An 18926-nucleotide genomic window follows, 5' to 3' on the forward strand; every position below is an offset into this window, starting at 1 on the left:
CCAATTTGCATTTATCATACAAAAGCCCGGCAGGATGACTGCCGGGCTTTTTATTTGTTTGATGAATGTATTTTCCGGGATCAGCGGAACATCATCACCGGCACGTGGCAGGAACGCACCATTTCGGTCGTGGTGCTGCCAATGATCAGGTTGCGGATGCGCGAATGGCCATAGGCACCCATGACCAGAAGGTCGATATTATCTGCTTCAATCCGGTCCTTGATCACGTCTTCCGGCTCGCCCGAGGCAAAGCCAGCATCAACGTCGTAACCTGCCTTGCGCAGGATGGCGGCGGCTTCATCGAGCTTTTCCTGAAGGCTGTCGGTTGATTTGCCGACGGTCAGAAGTGTGCAGGGCATGCCGGTGAAAAGCTTGCCCGATGCGATATGGCGCACGGCCTTCATCGCACTTTCACCACCATCAAAGGCGATCAGGAACTTGTTGATCGGCTTGAAGGCGCGCGATGCGACCATCACCGGTTTGGTGGCTGCACGGACAACGCGTTCAAGGTTTGAGCCCAGATGCAGTTTGGCAAAATCGGCAGCTTCGCCGCGCTTGCCCACCAGGATCAGATCAGCCTCACCTTCAAACTCGGTAATGCCTTCGACCAGATCACCGTGACGAAGCTTGGTGCCGACAGATTTAAGGCCCGCTTCTTCAAGGCCGGTTTTGGCTTCTTCAAGCAGCAGGCGACCGCGTTTCAGTTCGAGCTTGTTTTTCTGCTCGTCAAGATCAGCCAATTCCTTGAGAAGGGCCGTGCGTGCGCCAAGCTTGAGACTGCCGCTAAGATCAGCTGGTTCGGAGCCAACACCACGGCGGCCCAGCACATGCATCAGATCAACCGATGCATCGGTGCGTTCCGCCACCCAGCGGGTCAGGTCGCAAACGCTTTGCGAATAGCCCGATCCGTCAATCAGTGCGATCAGATGTGTCATTGATCGTTCCCCTTTTCCCTAGACCGGGTCTTAGTGACCCATCAGGCGTTCAAGTGCGCCCGGCTTATCGTGGATGGCCAGTTTATCGACAATTGTCTCGCTGGCTTCATTGAGACCGATCAATTCGACCTCTGCCCCTTCACGACGGAATTTGAGCACGACCATATCAAGCGCTGCAACACTTGAAATGTCCCAAATATGCGCGTGGCTGACATCAATGGTCACTTTATCAAGGGCTTCGCGGAAATCGAATGCCTTGGTGAAGTCTTCGACCGACGCAAAGAAGATCTGACCGCGCACGTCATAGGTACGGTGCGTGCCATCATCGGAAAGCGTGCTGGTGATGCGGAAAATCTGCGCAATCTTCCAGGCAAAGAAAATGCCTGACAGCAAAACGCCAACCAGAACACCAATCGCCAGGTTGTGCGAGCCAACCACGGTGATGACAGTTGCCAGCATCACGATTGATGAGCTGCGCGGATGTTCTTTGAGGTTCTTGATCGACGACCAGCTAAAGGTACCGACTGAAACCATGATCATGATGGCAACAAGGGCCGCCATCGGAATGATCGCAACCAGATCACCCAGAACAACGATCAGGATCAAAAGGAAGATACCAGCAAGGAAGGTCGACAAACGGCAACGACCGCCCGATTTCACGTTGATCACGGACTGACCGATCATCGCACAACCGGCCATGCCGCCGATGAAACCGGTAAAGAAGTTGGCAATGCCCTGACCATAGCATTCACGCGTACGGTTCGACGTCGTGTCAGTCAGATCATCAACGATCTGTGCGGTCATGAGACTTTCGAGAAGACCAACCGCTGCGACCGCGGCAGAATACGGCAGAATGATCAGGAAGGTATCAAGGTTCAGCGGCACATCAGGCATATAGATCGCCGGGAAGGCATCAGGCAATGCGCCCATATCGCCAACGGTGCGAAGGTCCGCATCGATAAACAGCGAAATCACGGTCAGAACGACGATACAAATCAGCGGCGACGGGATGATCTTGGTGATGCGCGGGAACAGGTAAATGATACCAAGACCGCCTGCGACCATCACATAGGTCATGTTCGACACACCGATCAGTTCAGGCAACTGTGCCATAAAGATCAGAATGGCCAGCGCATTCACGAAACCGGTCATGACGGATTTGGAGACAAAGCGCATCAAATTGCCAAGGCGAAGTGCACCGGCCAGCATCTGGATCACACCGGCCAAAACGGTCGCAGCCAGCAGATAATCGAGACCATATTCGCGAACAAGCGATCCCATCAAAACCGCGGTTGCGGCCGTTGCTGCCGAAATCATGCCCGGACGACCGCCAAAGATTGCGGTAATCACGGCAATCGAGAAGGAGGCATAAAGACCGACCTTCGGGTCAACACCGGCAATGATGGAGAAGGCAATGGCCTCCGGGATCAGGGCAAGTGCCACCACAAGGCCCGAAAGCACATCACAGCGGATGTTGCCAAGCCACTCAGCCCGCAAGCGCGGAAGAAAATCGCTGTTCACAGAAAGTCTCCGTATCCGTAAGCCCGCTTTGATCTCGGGGCTGTCCCCGGCGCAGGAAATGTCATCAGGTGGTCTATTTTCCCGTCAGCCCAATATGCTGGCGACAGGGGTCCCCAAACCATCCTTGTCGTTGCTGCGTCGCAGCAGGCTGTACCTATACCAATTTGTGAATTGGCACAACCGCGCGGCTTCATCGCATGGTGCATGGTCACCTTGCGATCTTGCATGGGGCTGAGCGAAATTGGCCTTCAGACAAGACAAAGGACCGTTCGATTGCTCAAACGGTCCTTTGCGCTCCCACTCCCGGACGAATTTGCTTTTATGCAGACTTTTGTTCGTCGTCCTGGATCGTATCGAGGAATTCATCAATTTCGCGGCGGAGATGATCAGACTGTGCACGCAGGGCGTCTGCTGCGCTGATGACATCGGCAGTTGCGGTTTCACTGCGACCGGCTGCCTTGCTGACGCCACCGATATTGTGCGTCACACGGTCGGTGCCATCGGCGGTTTGTTGGGTGTTGCGCGCGATTTCCTGGGTAGCGGCACCTTGTTCCTCGACCGATGAGGCAATGGTGGTGGTGATATTGTTGATATCGGAAATCACGGTGGTGATGTTTTTCATCGCATCAACGGTTTCTTTGGTCGCGCGCTGAATGCTGATGATCTGTTCGCCGATTTCATCGGTTGCCTTGCCGGTCTGGTTGGCAAGTGTTTTGACCTCGTTGGCGACCACGGCGAAGCCTTTGCCAGCATCACCGGCACGGGCAGCCTCGATCGTGGCGTTGAGTGCCAGAAGGTTGGTCTGGGTCGCGATATCGTTGATCAGGGTAACGACTTCGCCAATGCGATCCGCACTATCGGCCAGACCCTGTACCAGTTTGTCACTCAGCTCGGTCTGGCGGACCGCATCACGGGCGATTTCGCTGGACCGTTGAACCTGTGAGCTGATCTCAAGGATCGAGGATGACAGTTCCTCGGCCGCGCCAGCGACTGTATTGACGTTTGAAGATGCCTGTTCGGCGGCTTCGACGACATTGTTGGTTAGATCATTGGTTTCCGTGACCGCTTCTGACATGACATTGGCCGCGCCATGCATGGTTTCCGATGCGGTTTGTACAGCTGCCAATGCGGCATCCGACTTGCGGCGGAAATTGATCACGGCATTGCGGACTTCTTCGGCACGGGCCAATTTGCGTGCACTTTCTTCTTCGCGTTCACGTGTCATGCGCGCACTTTCGCGCAGGCCCAACTGGAATTCCTTTAGCGCCTTCATGATCCGGCCAACGGCATTGGTCGAGTTATCGTCGGGGATATTGGCATCAAGCTCACCCTTGGCGAGCTGTTCCATCAGAACAACCGCCTGTGTCAGCGGGGCGGTGATGCCACGACCAAGCGATACGCCAATGAAGATGGCAACCGCGGCAATGGTGACAAGGATCGCCAGTGCCCAGTTACGAAGCGTATAGACCGGTCCATAAATCTCGTCTGCGGCGACTTCGGCAACGATGGCCCATGTGGTGGTATCAAAGGTCAGCGGAACAGATGAAGACAACATCTGCATACCGCGATAACCATCAATATCCGTCGTCAGGTCTTGATTGTTTAGCGCTGCTTCGACCGTCGGGCTTTCAACCTTTTGGGTCAGGATGGTGGATTCGGTGCTGAATTTCGAATCGTTCCGCATCAGATGATCCGCGCCGACAATGTAGGTCTCGCCGGTTTCACCCATGCCTTCAGAACGCTGCATGACATTGTTGATGCGCTCGATCGGCATCTGAAACGCAATCACACCGACGACAGATGATCCGGCTTCGTCATAGATCGGAGCAGCAATGAAGCTTGCCGGGGCACCGTGGCTTGGCGCATAGGGTTCGAAATCTTCAAACGTGATTTCGTCATGTTTGCCCTTGAGCGCTGCTCGATAGACCTTGCCCAACCCTGAGTCCGCATATTTGCCGTTCACAAGGTTGGTGGCGTAATCGAGTTCCTTGAACACAGTGTAAACAAGGTTGCCCTTGGTATCGAACAGGAAGATGTCGTAATAGCCGCGCTCAAGCAGAAGCTTGCGCAGGAACGGGTGATACTGGCCGTGGATGTCGGAATAGGTCGAGCCATCCTTGGCGGCCATCAGTTTATCTTGTTCACCGGTCGGGAAGCTGTTGTCGTTGATATAGAGATCCTGCAACTTGGCTTCAGGATTAGATCCCAACTCATCCCAAGCAAAACCAAACAGTTTCAGGGCTTGCCGAATGGCAGGGTTATTTGATTGGATGACGATGTCTTCTCGGATGAATTCCAGATAGTCGGCCATCTCGCTGCCACGCGCATCGGCAAGCGCATGGAGTTTGGCAGATGCTTCTGCATCCAATGCGCGACTGGCGATCAGATAACTCGACAATGCGGTAATCGCCGTTGCCGAGATTGCGATGATTGCAATCACAACCGGAATGACCCGCCGTAGCGACATTTTTGCGAGGAACCCGAACATAACCCATCTCCCAAGACATAAACCTACCCTTTAGTATCGTATATATTGATTTAGGTATAGGTTATTCAACCTTTTTAACTACTCTTTAGAATAGTATTTTAGGTTGAGTATCTTGGTGAGCCCCGAGTTCTCCACAAAATCAGGTGTTTATAGAATCATTCAAAAACAAGCGTTCCAAATGACTTGGTCGTCAATCTGGCCGCAATTGAGGAAAAAGCGGGTTATAATCGAAAGCCAAAACTACGCATAAGCCGGGATTCGGCCCGTTGGTATAGGCCATCAGGCTGCATTTGCATCTTCAAGTTGAATGGCGCGGAGGAACTGGTCAATCTCGACCCGGAGGTTTTCGGCCTGCAAGGAAACCTCGCGCGCGGCATCGGTGACGTCACGGGTTGCGGTTTCACTTTTACCCGCTGCCGAACTTACACCATTGATGCTGCCAAGGACTTCTTCGGTCCCTTGCGCGGTGTCTTGCGCGCGCAGGGCAATGTTGCTGGTGGCTTCGCCCTGTTGAGTGACGGCACTGGCGACGGTGTTTGAAATTGCGTTGATTTCATTGATCACCTCGGAAATGGCCTGCATGGCTTCAACCGATTCCTGGGTGGCTTCCTGAATGGCGAGAATCTGTTCGCTGATTTCGCCGGTCGCACGGCTGGTTTGCGAGGCTAGATTTTTGACTTCATTGGCGACCACAGCAAAGCCCTTGCCTGCTTCGCCCGCACGGGCGGCCTCAATCGTGGCATTGAGCGCCAGAAGATTGGTTTGGGATGCGATGTCGCTGATCAGTGTGATGACTTCACCGATCTTGTGCGTGCTTTCCGACAGGCTTTGCACCAGACGGTTGCTGTGTTCGGTGCGGGTCACAGCACCTTGGGCGATTTGGCTTGAAGTGCGGACATGATCCCCAATTTCCTCAACTGACGAGGATAGCTGTGCTGCGGCACTGGCAACTGAATTGATGTTATCTGCTGCACGTTCAACGATGCTGACAACACCCGTGGCAAGGCGGGTGGTATCAGATACGGCACCTGACATCACGGTTGCGGTGTTGTCCATCGAACCTGATGCATGGGCAAGGGATCGGACAACTTCGTTTGCCCGGCTGCGGAATGTTTCGACCGCGCGGGCAACGGCGGCAGCACGGGCAAGCTTTTGCTGATTTTCTTCTTCACGCTGGCGGGTCAGTCGATCATTTTCCAGAAGGCTTTGTTTGAAATTGCCAAGTGCCTGCATGATGCGGCCAATCGCATTCTGGCTTTGCGCCGCTGGTATGGCGGTATCAAGTTTGCCTGCAGCAAGCTGTTCCATCATGCGCACGGCATCGGTCAGCGGACGGGTGATGCCGCGTCCCAATGACCAGCCAACGATGATGGCAACCATGGCAACGATCACCAAAATCAGAAGTGATGCGTTGCGGATATTAAGGGTTGGGGCAAACACCTCATCGGCGGAAACAGTTGCCAGCAAAGCAAAACGGGTGCCGAGTATATCAAGCGGAGCAAAGGCGGATACCACCATCTTGCCGTCAAAGTCATCGACACTCATGGTGCCGGTTTCACCCGCAAGCGCACGATCAACCGGGGCAGCACGGATTTCACGCACCAGACTGGTCGCATCTTCCATCAGGCGGGTGTCATTACGCATCAGACCGTCGGTACCGACAAGGAACGTGTCACCGGTTTCACCAAGCCCCTGACTGCCTTGCAGGACCGCGTTGATGCGGTCAACCGGGATGCGCACCGCCATCACACCGATCAAGCTGGCACCGGTGTCATCATAAACCGGGGCAGCCATGAAAGCCGATGGCTGATCATTGGCAGGGGCATAGGATGTGAAATCGATAAAGGAAACTGCACCCGGATTGGCTTTGCTGGCCGCCGCAAACGCCTGTCCAAGACCGGAACTGGCATAGTTTTCATTGGTCAGGTTGATCGAGAAATCATTGGTTTTCGCAACGCTATAAAGAACACTTCCTTGCGCATTGATCAGATAGATATCGCCATAGGAACGTTCACGGCGCAACTGGCGCAGCCATGGGTGATATTGTTTGTGGATATCGGAATAGGTCGATCCATCGGGCGCCTGATCGAGCATATCTCGCTCTGCCGGATCATTCGGGTTCTGCGCGATATAAAGGTTATGCAGGGTTTCCATCGCACCACCGCCAAGGTCCGACCAGGCAAAATCAAAGATCGTAATCGATTGGCGCAAGGCCGGGCTTGAAGATTGCAGCACCAGATCCTGGGCGATGGATTTGAAATAGCCGTCCAGTTCGCTTTGTCGGGCGCTTACGAGTGCTGAAAGCTTGTCGGTCGCACTGCTGTTAAGGGCATCGCGCGCAATCAGATAGCTTGAAAGCGCGGTGGTTGCCGCAGCCAAAATGGCCAGAATCGCGATCGTGGTCGGGATGACACGGCGCAATGACATCGAAGCAAGGATCGACACGGCTACCCTCCGGGCGGAATTTCGGAATGAGTGTTTCATAACCGAGTACCCGATATTTCCGATCCGGCGAATTCACTAAATGGTGTGCTACTTGTGAGATGTCCTAATGAACAGAAAAAGGCCCCTGCGTGATACAGGGGCCTTTTTGGGATATCGTTATCGCGATGATGTTTTCAACGCCGCCATAACCGCTTAGCGGTTCTGGCGGTTATCGATCAGATCATCGACCACGCCCGGATCGGCGAGCGTCGAGGTATCGCCAAGCTGGTCATATTCGTTCGCGGCAATCTTGCGCAGGATACGGCGCATGATTTTGCCCGAACGGGTTTTCGGCAGACCCGGGGACCACTGAATGAAGTCCGGGCTTGCGATCGGGCCGATTTCCTTACGAACCCATTTGACCAGTTCGGTGCGAAGCTCGTCAGTCGGTTCTTCACCGGCATTGAGCGTCACATAGGCATAGATGCCCTGACCCTTGATGTCGTGCGGAACGCCAACGACGGCGGCTTCGGCAACCTTCGGATGGGCGACAAGTGCGCTTTCGACTTCGGCCGTACCCATACGGTGACCGGATACGTTGATCACGTCATCAACACGTCCCGTGATCCAGTAATAGCCATCGTCGTCACGACGGGCACCGTCACCGGTGGTGTAGACATTGGCAAAGGTGCTGAAATAGGTCTGGATGAAGCGTTCGTGGTCGCCATAGACCGTACGCATCTGACCGGGCCAGCTGTCCTTGATCACAAGGTTGCCATCGGTTGCACCGGTCAGTTCCTTGCCTTCGTTATCAAGCAGGGCCGGTTGAACACCAAAGAACGGAAGCGTTGCCGAACCCGGTTTCAGGTCGGTCGCGCCTGGAAGCGGCGTAATCAGGATGCCGCCGGTTTCGGTCTGCCACCAGGTATCAACAATCGGGCAAGACCGATTGCCGACATGCTCATGATACCATTCCCAGGCTTCCGGGTTGATCGGCTCACCCACGGAACCAAGGATACGCAACGAGGACAGATCAGCCTTTTTGACCCATTCTTCGCCTTCACGCATCAGCGCGCGGATCGCGGTCGGAGCGGTGTAGAAAATGTTGACCTTGTGCTTCTCACAGACCTGCCAGAAGCGCGATGCGTCCGGATAGCTCGGTACACCTTCAAACATCAGCGTCGTGGCACCATTCGCCAGCGGACCATACACGATGTAGCTGTGACCGGTGACCCAGCCCACATCGGCCGTGCACCAGTAGATATCGCCTTCGTGGTAATCAAAGACATATTGATGGGTCATGGATGCGTAGACGAGGTAACCGCCAGACGTATGCAGAACGCCTTTCGGCTTGCCGGTCGAGCCCGAGGTATAAAGAACGAAAAGCGGGTCTTCGGCATTAACTTCGGTCGGCGAGCAGTCGCTCGAAGCTGCTGCGCACACTTCGTGGTACCAGACGTCGCGCGTATCGTTCCAGGCGACATCCTTGCCGGTGCGCTTGACGACGACCATTTTCTCAACCGATTTCACGCCCGGATGGGAAAGGGCTTCGTCCGCATTGCGTTTGAGCGGAACGGCACGGCCACCACGCAGGCCTTCGTCCGAGGTGATGACGACTTTCGCGCCGCAATCTTCAACGCGGCCCGCAAGGGCTTCTGGCGAGAAGCCACCAAACACGATGGAATGGATTGCACCGATGCGAGCACAGGCCAGCATGGCAACAGCGGCTTCGGGGATCATCGGAAGATAAATGACAACGCGATCACCCTTGCCAACGCCCATCGATTTCAGCGCATTGGCGAAACGGCAGGTGCGCTCATGCAGGTCGCGATAGGTGATGTGTTCGGAAACGCTCGGATCATCGCCTTCAAAGATGATGGCGGTCTGATCGCCGCGCTTTTCAAGGTGACGGTCAAGGCAGTTGGCCGCAACGTTCAGCGTGCCGTCTTCATACCATTTGATGTAAAGGTCTTTGGCGTCATAGCTGACGTTTTTGACTTTGCTGTATGGCTTGATCCAGTCAATGCGTTTGCCATGTTCGCCCCAGAAGCCGTCCGGGTCCTCGACCGACTGTTTGTACATGGCATCGTATTTCGACTTGTCGATCAGGGCGCCCTTTGCGATGTCGCCGGGTACGGGATAAACGTTCGCAGACATATGTGGCCTCTTGTTCGTTTCCTGTGGTCTGTGTGTTCACATCAAGCACCTGCCCGCTTTGAAGTAGGTGTCAGTGTCGATGCGATATTCTGGTGCGGATCAGTGACCGGAACGCCGATGCGGTTGCCATGACGTAGCGTCAATTGCGAGTGGCAATACCAGTCCTGTCGCTTGCGCCCTATGCTAGTGCGCAGAAGATATTCAGGGAATACAACTTAAGACGGGGGGCGGGCGCACGCCGATTTGCGTGCCGTCCCAATGATTTGGGATCAGTTTTCATTATCAAATTGATCCCGATGGGGATGTTTTGTGCCGGAATGGCAGCTGGATTCTCGTGGGGCCTGAATATCTTGTTGAAATATAGAACAAAATTCGACCTGCGCCAGTCAAGCGCGAACAAGATTTTTGCGCATCTGCCGTAAAATTCCCGCTGTTCGGTTCTGGATTTGATGGAACAAAACAGATACAAAGAAGTCAGACAACGAACAAACGGTGGGACAATGGATCCGATTTCTTTGGCCGCAGGTGCGCTGACGGCCTCTGTCGTGGCACTGGCTTTTTGCATCATGATGGTCAAACGCATCAAGGATGCCGCCGAAAGCGAGACAGAGTCGCGTACCGCATTGCTGGCATCCCAGCTTGAACAGACCGAAGCAACCCGGCGTGATCTGGCGTCGGAATTGGCGCAAACGCGCGACAAGCTCTCGGAAAGTTCGGAAAAACGGGCCATTGCCGAAACCACAGCCAATCGCGTCCCGGTTCTTGAGGCCGAGATGAAGGAGCTTCGCACCGCCCTTGATCATTGGCGCGAAAAGGGCTCCGAGCTTGAAACAGCCCTTGAAAAAGAACGCGAAGCCGCGGCCGAAAAGCTTGCCATGCTAGAAGATGCGAAAACCAAGCTTCTTGATAGTTTCAAGGCGCTGTCGTCTGATGCGCTTAAGGTCAATAACGACGAGTTCATGAAGCTTGCGCGTGAAAACTTCTCGCGCCTTCAGGAAGGGGCGAAGGGTGATCTTGAAAAACGTCAGCAGGCAATTGATGGCCTTGTAAAACCCATCAAGGAACGTCTTGAGGCTTTTGATACAAAGGTTAATGAACTTGAAAAAAACCGCAAGGAAGCCTACGGCGAATTGCGCGAACAGGTTGGAACCCTTGTGCAGTCCCAGACGCGTTTGTCCAAAGAAACCCAAACGCTGAGCTCGGCCCTTCGTGCCAGTTCATCGGTTTCGGGCAAATGGGGTGAGCTTCAGCTTAAACGCATTGTCGAGCTTGCCGGGATGCTCAAGCATTGTGACTTTGACGAGCAGGTGCATTTCAATACCGATGAAGGCATTCAAAAGCCCGACATGGTCATCCATCTGCCGGGGGGTAAAAACATCGTCGTCGATGCCAAGGCGCCGACATCAGCCTATCTTGAGGCGATTGACGAAAAATATGACGATGAACGCCGCGAAGCCTTGATGGCGACCTATGTTACCAATGTGCGCAAGGTGATCACGGATCTGTCGAAGAAATCCTATTGGAAGTCGGTAGACAGCCCGGAATTCGTTGTGTTGTTCCTGCCAGGTGAAAGCTTCTTCTCGGCTGCCCTGGAACGTGACCCGCGCCTGATTGAAGACAGCTTCCGCGATGGGGTGATCCTTGCAACGCCAACCACGTTGTTGGGTCTTCTTAAGGCGGTGGCATATGGCTGGCGGCAGGAAGCATTGGCCGAAAGTGCACGCGACATCAGCGAAATCGGTCAGCAGTTGTTTGATCGTTTGGGCACGCTTGCCAAGAACTTTTCTGCGATGGGCAAGTCGCTTGAAAGCACGGTCAAGAATTACAATAAGACGCTGGGAACCCTTGAGGGATCGGTTCTGGTTTCAGCCAGAAAGCTTAAGGAAAAACATATCGTTGCCGATGATCGCATGATCGAGGAACCCGCACCGTCGGAAACCCATGTGCGTGACATCACCAAGATGGAACTGCTTGCCGGGCCAGAGGAGACGGACGAAGAAGCCGCACGCCCAACGGGGACCGAGCATGGCTGATATCGGGGCCGTTCACGGCAGTTTGCTTGACTTGGCGTGACGGAAACCTTATCTCGAAGCGCGAAATTCGTTATAATCATCTACCGAAATTAGTTCGAAACCGGATTACAGACCCATGGCCCTGCGCGAGATTCTTATCGTTCCCGACCCCCGCCTGAAAAAGGAGTGTGAGCCGGTCGCGGAAGTAAATGATGAGATCAGAGAGCTTCTTGATGACATGCTTGAAACCATGTATGCCGCACCGGGCATTGGCCTGGCCGCGCCGCAGATCGGTGTGATGAAGCGTGTGGTCGTCATGGATGTGTCTGACGACAAGGACAAACCGGAACCGATCAAACTGATCAACCCGGAGATCATCTGGGAATCCGAGGATACCTCGGTCTATCAGGAAGGCTGCCTGTCGATCCCGGAGCAATATGCCGATGTCGAACGCCCGGCCGAAGTGGGCCTGCGCTACTTGGATGAAAATGGCAAGGAGCATGAGATCGAAGCAGATGGCCTGCTTGCGACCTGCATCCAGCATGAACTTGACCATCTTGATGGTATTTTGTTCACCGATTATCTGAGCGCGCTTAAGCGCAACATGATCATGAAAAAAGTCCAGAAGCTGCAGAAGACCAAAAAGTCTGCCTGATTGCTTCGCAGTGATTTCTGATCACGTTTAAGGGCCGGTTATCCGGCCCTTTTATTTTGCCCTGATGGTGGTCTCATCCATTCCGACGATCCAGCCTTCGCGCTCAAGGATGGACGCACGACGCGGCAGGTTCTCGGCATGCTTGCCCGCAGCAATCCTGATCAAACCAAAATCCCGATCAATGCGTCAAATGCATCATCCTTGCCATGTGCGCGATCAATACCGTCTTGGATGACGTAGCGGACCTCATCAGCAATTTCGATCCCGGTATTGTCAGGGTGTTCCAAAAGAAACCTGATCGCATCCGCGCGACTGGATTGTGATGATTTAGTCAACTTACTTAGTCCCAGCCATCCATATATTTCACCGGGATATGTTTCGATCAGGGTGACGCCAGACTGGCTGGCGCAAGCCGCAAGATCACCGGAATAGGGCCAGATGTTAAAACCATCACGGAAACCGGGCAGGATCAGGTTTTGCAAACCATGCAGCATTGCCTTGCCGACCTGATTGGCGCCCAATGTCCAGAATGGCGGGCAGGCGGCCGTGCGGGCATGGGTTGGCAATTCGCAGCGGCGGTGCAGGTCGCCAAAGGTCGATAGGCCCAATGCCTGGATAAGATGATCGCGTTTTACGCTGCCCTTTTTGCCGGATGATTTCGGGTAAAAGGGGCGTTGATGTGTGATTTCTTCAGGTAAACGGCAGACATCAAAGAAATCTTGCCATGCATCGGTGCTGAGAAGCCCCAACAGGACATTGAAGTCTTTAACATTCGCGCCATCAAACCAAGTGGATGCAAAGCCGATCGGCATATCAAGGCCAAGCCAGACTTTTTGTGTCCTTCCCAATTCACGAAGTGAAGCCCGAAAGGCATCGAGTTCTCCAACTGGCTCAATTGCGTTGATCTGCCAGCCGTGACCCGTCCGGTTGGCCTTGGCAACCCAACGGCCTTTGGCCGACATGCTCCAATCGGCATGCCAGATGATATCGACGGGGTATTTGCGTGTTTGGGTGCAGGCTTGGCTTGTCATTTCGACAAGATAGCGCCAAATTGCCGCCTGTTGATCGAAAAATGCCACCACACCAGATGCTGAACGGACGTGACGATATGACCAAATTGCGCATTGCCTTTATGGGAACCCCGGATTTTGCCCTTGTCGCGCTTAAGGACCTGGTGGCAGCCGGTCATGACGTTGTGTGTGTTTATTCCCAACCGCCGCGTCCTGCAGGCCGCGGGCATAAGGAAACGCCAAGCCCGGTGCATGCCTGGGCCGCAGACCGAGGCATTGAAGTCCGCCATCCGGTGTCGTTGAAATCTGATGAAGAAAAGCAGGCCTTTGCCGATCTTGATCTGGATGTTGCGGTGGTGGCGGCCTATGGCCTGATCCTGCCAAAGGCGATCCTTGATGCGCCGAAATATGGCTGCCTGAACATTCATGCGTCCCTTCTGCCGCGCTGGCGCGGGGCAGCGCCAATCCAGCGCGCGATTTTGGCCGGTGATGCAGCAACCGGTGTGACGATCATGCAGATGGATGTCGGGCTTGATACCGGTGACATGCTGTTGATTGGTGAGCTGCCGATTACGGCTGAGACCTATGCCAATGCCCTGCATGATGATCTGGCGGCATTGGGCGGCGAGATGATCGTTGAGGCGCTCGATAAGCTCCCAAAAGGTGAGCTCACCGCGACCAAACAGCCAGAAGATGGCGTGACCTATGCCGCGAAGTTGGAGCGTGCTGAAGCCAAGCTTGATTTCGCGGATGACGCCAAAGCGCTGGAGTGCAAAATTCGCGCCTTTACCCCATGGCCGGGTGCTTATTTCGAACTGGGCAAGGAACGGATCAAGGTACAGGCTGCCGAGGTTATTGATCAGTCCGGCCCGGTTGGTGAGATTCTTGATGATGCATTGACGATTGGTTGCGGCAAAGCGGCCCTGCGCCCAACCCGTATTCAGCGCCCCGGTAAGTCGGTAATGGATACCGATGCAGTTCTGCGCGGCTATGACAAGCTTGCCAAGGGCGTGGTGCTGGGCTGATGACCGAGATCGTCGCAAAGCAGTTGAATAGCAAATCAACGGATTTAACGATCCGCCCGGCCTTTAACAGTGATGGCGATGGTATTGCCGATCTGATCGAAGGTGTGTTTGCCGAATATGACGGCTGCGTTTTTGACCGTGCGGGCGAGTTCCCGGAACTAGATGCCATTGTTGATGACTTCAAGGCAGCTGACGGCCGGATTTGGGTCGCTACTGATGCCGAAGGTCACATCCTTGGATGCTTTGGGATCAAATACGATCTGACGATTAATGAGGCGGAGCTTCATAAAGTCTATCTGCATCGCGACACGCGCGGACGCGGCATTGCCCAGCGAATGATGGCCAAGGCACTTGCCTGGTTGGGGCAGACCCACGGCGATTGCAAAACCGTAATGCTGTGGACTGATACACGGTTTGAAGCTGGTCATCGCTTCTATGAAAAATGCGGCTTCGCCCGGACCGGGGAAAGCCGCATTCTTGATGATCTCAGCCAGTCTTCGGAATATCAGTTCCGAATGGATTTTGCCGCTTATCAAAAGGCGCTTCAGTTCTAGGTTACGAAGCACTTTCCGGTGTCTGGGCCGGTGTCGAGGCCGGTGCCGCAGCATCGGTATTACGACGAACTGCACGCGCGTCGCGGAAGCCAAGCTCCCATGGCGGGACCGGGGTGAACTTTTCAGCCAGGAAGTCAACAAAGGCACGGACCTTTGGCGACAGGTGACGCTTATGCGGATACACCGCCGAAATCCATGCCTGATCATGGACATATTCGGTCAGAACCGGGGTCAGGCGCCCGGTGCGGATATCTTCATGCACCAGATATTCGGCCAGTCGCGCCATGCCAAGCCCGGCCAGAACGGCTTCGTGGAGCACGTCACCGTCATTGGCGGAGAATGAACCCTGCGCGCGGAACGACACATGGCCATCGGGCGTTTCAAAGTGCCAGTCGTTGAAGCTTTCGCGAGATGACAGATGCAGACAGTTATGGTTTTCAAGATCCTGGGGCTTGCGCGGGATACCATTCTTTTCAAGATATTCCGGCGATGCCACGATCATGCGGCGGTTGACGGCATATTTACGCGCGATCAGCGATGAGTCTTCAAGCGCGGACAGGCGAATGGCAAGGTCATAGCCATCGTTGACCAGGTCGGTGAATTTATCATCAAGGGTCAGCTCAATTCGCACATCTGGATAACGTGCCAGGAATTCCGGGATCAGCGGCACCACCTGCATTTTGGTGAAGGCGACCGATGCGTTGATGCGAAGCGTACCACGGGGTGCAGCATAAAGCTGGGTGACGACTTCTTCGGCTTCTTCGATCTCGTTCAGGATCGTGCGCGCACGTTCATAAAAGGCACGGCCTTCTTCGGTCAGGCTGAGCTGCCGGGTGGTGCGCATCAAAAGGCGCGCGCCAAGGCGATCTTCCAGACGCGAAATGTATTTCGAAACGGCAGAAGGCGACAGGCGCATTGTCCGTGCAGCGGCAGAGAAGCTTCCTTCTTCTACAGCATGGACAAAGATTTCCATTTCCGCAGCGCGATCCATATCTCAGGCTTCCTATTTATGACAATCATTCACAAGTAATGTGCATATTGAGGTAATTCTCTTTCCCCGTAAAGAAAATTAGATTGAGTTCATCGAGAGCGACATGGGTCGCAACCAAAGAAATTTGAAGGAGGTCATCATGGCCACTTACGAAGAAATCACCACCCGTTACATCTCCACCACCGAAATCGAAGCTGGTGTACGTAAAGGTCAGCAGCTCCGCGCTGAGTTCGTAGGTTCCTTCTTCCGCAACCTGTTCAAAGGTTCGGACAAGGCATCCGAGATCAAGCATCCGGCTGGCACCGTTGGCGGTGCTGCCTAATTGACTACCCCTGCGGTCGAGCGCTGATTGATTTCCTCCCCAAGAGGCGCTCCTGCAGGATTTGATAGAGTTTTCTATCTAGCGTCTTCCTCCCTATTTGACGCTGTTTTCCCGACTGGCCCGGTCACCTTTGTGATCCGGGCCATTTTTTTGTTCAGGTTCACGGCGGGATACTAGTCCCTCCGAGGCTACCACTCTCCAAAAATTATCATTTAATATCAATGTCGTATTTTGAAAGTATCTCGCGGTCAGGCTAGGCCGTGGGGCGAAATCGGCAATGTGATCTGTCTCTGGATTGTTTTTCTTGTTCGGCTTGATACCATCTGGGCTGGGTTTGATGTAGGTGTCTCGTAAAGGGGGCGGCAAATAAAGAAACGTACATGTATTTGAGTAATACGACAGGTAAAATGGTCGAATATTTGCAAAAATGATTAATAAGATCGGATTTTGGTTATGTGGTGGGAATTATGGAATGAGTCTAGGTGAGTGAAATGAGTTATTTATTTTCGATTTTTATATTTATATTTTTGATTGTTTGGCCGGTGAGGCTTAGATATGGGAAGTTGAGGCATTTTTATGTTTCTCTTTTTTTTGTTTTTTGTTTTAGGTGGGGACTTTCTAGCTAAATTAATTATTATGAGTTATTATTGTAACACGTCGGATTTTCCTTCCAATATTTTCAATTCCCCGTCTCCGTCTTCAATAGTTTTGAGAAGGGTAGGCGAGAAGTGCGACGAAAATTGCTGGAACATCTTGCGCTCAGGCGTTGGAGCGGTGTTTCAAGCGAAGATGCGCGATTCTAAATTAGTTTGGGTATCCTATAGCTTGGCAAAAGATGGGAGCGTTGAGGCGAAAGAGAATTTGGCTTTCTTTGATAAGCCTTTTACATATATTTTGGAAAAAACTAATTTTTATAGCAATGAATACAAAGTTATAAATGAATTTTTTAGTATAAGATCGCATGATTTCTTCGTGAATGAAAATAATACAGAGTCCGTTGTTTTTTATTCTCAAAAGATATTTTCTGCTTATAGCGGATGGTGGAGGGATTTTATTTCATATTCTCTTCCTTTTCCAGATATTTCAGTTGATAAGTGTATTCCTTTCCCAGCTTCTTGGCGGTTTAACATCGATTAATAATGAATGGGCTAAAATATGTCAGTTTCAGAAGTTAGTGCATTTGGGGAAATGGGGACGGATTTGTTTATTGAGAAACTATATTTTGCGTAATGTCGTTTCATAATCCGATAGTGTCCTAAAAAAGTGGACTGTTAACTTATCTGCAGCGTTGAGCTTGCGGCACAACTCAAAAACACCCGACGATAGAAAGCAAGACCAAGTGATTGTGGGCTGTAGCATCATTGACGTCCTGTGGAGTGGGACACTCTGCAGCTAACATACCGATATGTATAGGGTCTAAATGTTAAGGGTCTGGGCATAAACTCATCGTTTTTATTGATGAAATTCAATTAATGTTTGCCACTAATGGCTTTCCTTGAGCGCAATATTGGGCGGTATATAAAAGCCTGGTCGTTCCGAGAACCACGAGCCAAAACTCACCAAGGCGGATGCAACCAGTGTAATGACGAGCATCATCGCAATTGAAATGTCAGCAGCAAACATCCAGCCATAAATCGCCGGTCCCATCGCTGATGCCAGAACCATCACAGCGGTAAGCGTGCTGCGCACAGCCCCGATTTCATCAAGCGGGACCAGTTCAGGGATGATGGCGGTGCGAAGTGTGGTGGCAAATCCGACCGTAATCCCGACCAGACCCATATAGATCAGGATGGCGAAGGGTTCGTTGGACATGCTCAACACCACGATGCCAAACATCATCGGGATCAGATGCCAGGGGAACAGACGGCGCGCGGTATGTTTGTCAATCAACGGGCCGCTACCAAAGGCGCCAAGCACCGATGTGATGGCAAAGACCGTGAAGCCCGCAGCAAACCAGCCAAGCTCAATCCCTTTGTGGGTCGATATCGCACCTTGATGGAAAAACAGCGCGGTCATGATCAGTGGTGGTGCGGCCAGCATCGGCAGGCAGAACCAGACATAAAGCGATCGGAACAGGCGCGGGTGATCGCTTTGGGGTGCATCATCAAGCACATTGTCATTATCGGCCTGCATGGAAGTGGAGTCGGGTTTTGCCAACTCGCCCGATTTTTTCGGGACCGCACGGAATTTCTGATCAGAGCGGATCAACCAGATCGCAAGCGGGATCAAAACGACAACAATAAACACCGCCGACCCGCCATAGGTGTAGCGCCAGCCAAAGACCGCAATCAGGGGCAAAAGGGTGGCGGGCATGATGGCTTCGGCCAGTGGAAAGCCAAAACTTGCCACGGCAAGTGCACGACCGCGGTTCTTTGTGAAATAGCGGGCAATGCCGGTCATGCTGACATGGCTCATCAAGCCTTGCCCGGCCAGGCGCAAGATAAACAGGGCTGCGATTAGCATCCAGACATTGCTGGCAACCGCAATCATCGCGCAGCCAAGGGCGAGCAAGCCCATGGTCGCCAAGCTATAAGACAGAATATCGACCTTATCGATCCAGCGACCAACGACGGTCAGGCAGAGTGCGCTGCCAATCGTAATACCGGCATAGATATTGGCAAACTCGGTTTCATTGAGCGCAAGACTTGCGGAGATAAAGGGCACAAACAGCGCGACCAGAAAAGTCTGACCGAACGAGGAGCCGAAACTATGCAACGCGCCAAAGGCAAGCGGCCTTGGTGCTTGGCGCAACAGATGAAGGAACTGCATGGGAATCCACGAATCCAGAGTTGAATGGCGCGGGGAATTGTATCGATTCAATTCAGGATGGTC

General features: G+C 53.2%; 14 protein-coding genes. 6 read left to right on the plus strand and 8 right to left on the minus strand.

Annotated elements, in window-relative coordinates; translation table 11 throughout:
* Positions 1-80 precede the first annotated feature (80 nt).
* From ACMZ66_RS03290 to acs, 5 genes are all read right to left on the minus strand, one after another.
* Entirely contained in the window at positions 81-935 is an 855-nt protein-coding gene (locus tag ACMZ66_RS03290; protein WP_416934382.1) for a universal stress protein, read from the minus strand.
* Between the two features lie 30 nt (positions 936-965).
* A complete protein-coding gene (locus tag ACMZ66_RS03295) occupies positions 966-2456 on the minus strand; it encodes a SulP family inorganic anion transporter (RefSeq protein ID WP_416934384.1) in 1491 nt (496 codons plus the stop codon).
* 319 nt (positions 2457-2775) lie between these two features.
* Complete coding sequence (locus tag ACMZ66_RS03300; protein WP_416934387.1) at positions 2776-4944, minus strand: methyl-accepting chemotaxis protein; 2169 nt, start codon at positions 4942-4944, stop codon at positions 2776-2778.
* Between the two features lie 279 nt (positions 4945-5223).
* The gene (locus ACMZ66_RS03305; protein WP_416934388.1) at positions 5224-7389 is read right to left on the minus strand and encodes a methyl-accepting chemotaxis protein; all 2166 of its coding nucleotides are present in this window, start codon (positions 7387-7389) and stop codon (positions 5224-5226) included.
* Between the two features lie 192 nt (positions 7390-7581).
* Positions 7582-9525, minus strand: a complete 1944-nt coding sequence (acs, locus tag ACMZ66_RS03310) for an acetate--CoA ligase (RefSeq protein WP_416934390.1) — start codon at positions 9523-9525, stop codon at positions 7582-7584.
* A 500-nt stretch (positions 9526-10025) separates the two neighbouring features.
* On the opposite strand from acs, the gene rmuC reads away from it, so the two are divergent.
* Both rmuC and def read left to right on the plus strand, forming a co-directional pair.
* The gene (rmuC, locus tag ACMZ66_RS03315; RefSeq protein ID WP_416934392.1) at positions 10026-11558 is read left to right on the plus strand and encodes a DNA recombination protein RmuC; all 1533 of its coding nucleotides are present in this window, start codon (positions 10026-10028) and stop codon (positions 11556-11558) included.
* Between the two features lie 115 nt (positions 11559-11673).
* A complete protein-coding gene (def, locus tag ACMZ66_RS03320) occupies positions 11674-12192 on the plus strand; it encodes a peptide deformylase (RefSeq protein WP_416934394.1) in 519 nt (172 codons plus the stop codon).
* 161 nt (positions 12193-12353) lie between these two features.
* Here def and ACMZ66_RS03325 read toward each other — a convergent pair whose 3' ends face one another.
* On the minus strand, positions 12354-13271 hold the full coding sequence (locus ACMZ66_RS03325) for a methyltransferase type 12 (RefSeq protein WP_416934396.1): 918 nt from the start codon (positions 13269-13271) through the stop codon (positions 12354-12356).
* Positions 13272-13300: 29 nt separating this feature from the next.
* Between ACMZ66_RS03325 and fmt the strand changes: the two genes are divergently transcribed.
* Entirely contained in the window at positions 13301-14227 is a 927-nt protein-coding gene (gene fmt, locus ACMZ66_RS03330) for a methionyl-tRNA formyltransferase (RefSeq protein WP_416934398.1), read from the plus strand.
* Positions 14227-14781 carry a GNAT family N-acetyltransferase gene (locus ACMZ66_RS03335; protein ID WP_416934400.1) on the plus strand — a complete coding sequence of 185 codons (555 nt, stop codon included), beginning with the start codon at positions 14227-14229 and terminating at the stop codon, positions 14779-14781. The genes fmt and ACMZ66_RS03335 overlap by 1 nt, the downstream gene beginning before the upstream one ends.
* A gap of 1 nt (position 14782) precedes the next feature.
* Here the strand turns inward: ACMZ66_RS03335 and ACMZ66_RS03340 are convergent, their stop codons facing one another.
* Positions 14783-15772: a LysR family transcriptional regulator gene (locus tag ACMZ66_RS03340; RefSeq protein ID WP_416934402.1), complete on the minus strand. Its 990-nt coding sequence runs from the start codon at positions 15770-15772 to the stop codon at positions 14783-14785.
* Positions 15773-15911: 139 nt separating this feature from the next.
* On the opposite strand from ACMZ66_RS03340, the gene ACMZ66_RS03345 reads away from it, so the two are divergent.
* Complete coding sequence (locus ACMZ66_RS03345) at positions 15912-16094, plus strand: hypothetical protein (protein WP_416934404.1); 183 nt, start codon at positions 15912-15914, stop codon at positions 16092-16094.
* 753 nt (positions 16095-16847) lie between these two features.
* Entirely contained in the window at positions 16848-17231 is a 384-nt protein-coding gene (locus tag ACMZ66_RS03350; protein WP_416934406.1) for a hypothetical protein, read from the plus strand.
* Between the two features lie 345 nt (positions 17232-17576).
* On the opposite strand, the gene ACMZ66_RS03355 is transcribed toward ACMZ66_RS03350, so the two are convergent.
* Entirely contained in the window at positions 17577-18863 is a 1287-nt protein-coding gene (locus ACMZ66_RS03355; RefSeq protein WP_416934408.1) for an MFS transporter, read from the minus strand.
* Positions 18864-18926: the final 63 nt, after the last annotated feature.

The organism is Thalassospira sp., assembly GCF_048059015.1.
Lineage (GTDB): Bacteria > Pseudomonadota > Alphaproteobacteria > Rhodospirillales > Thalassospiraceae > Thalassospira.

Coding starts and splice junctions, on each gene's coding strand:
- rmuC (WP_416934392.1), top strand. CDS start 10,026: ATGGATCCGATTTCTTTGGCCGCAGGTGCGCTGACGGCCTCTGTCGTG.
- ACMZ66_RS03345 (WP_416934404.1), top strand. CDS start 15,912: ATGGCCACTTACGAAGAAATCACCACCCGTTACATCTCCACCACCGAA.
- ACMZ66_RS03355 (WP_416934408.1), bottom strand. CDS start 18,863: ATGCAGTTCCTTCATCTGTTGCGCCAAGCACCAAGGCCGCTTGCCTTT.
- acs (WP_416934390.1), bottom strand. CDS start 9,525: ATGTCTGCGAACGTTTATCCCGTACCCGGCGACATCGCAAAGGGCGCC.
- ACMZ66_RS03335 (WP_416934400.1), top strand. CDS start 14,227: ATGACCGAGATCGTCGCAAAGCAGTTGAATAGCAAATCAACGGATTTA.
- def (WP_416934394.1), top strand. CDS start 11,674: ATGGCCCTGCGCGAGATTCTTATCGTTCCCGACCCCCGCCTGAAAAAG.
- fmt (WP_416934398.1), top strand. CDS start 13,301: ATGACCAAATTGCGCATTGCCTTTATGGGAACCCCGGATTTTGCCCTT.
- ACMZ66_RS03290 (WP_416934382.1), bottom strand. CDS start 935: ATGACACATCTGATCGCACTGATTGACGGATCGGGCTATTCGCAAAGC.
- ACMZ66_RS03340 (WP_416934402.1), bottom strand. CDS start 15,772: ATGGATCGCGCTGCGGAAATGGAAATCTTTGTCCATGCTGTAGAAGAA.
- ACMZ66_RS03300 (WP_416934387.1), bottom strand. CDS start 4,944: ATGTTCGGGTTCCTCGCAAAAATGTCGCTACGGCGGGTCATTCCGGTT.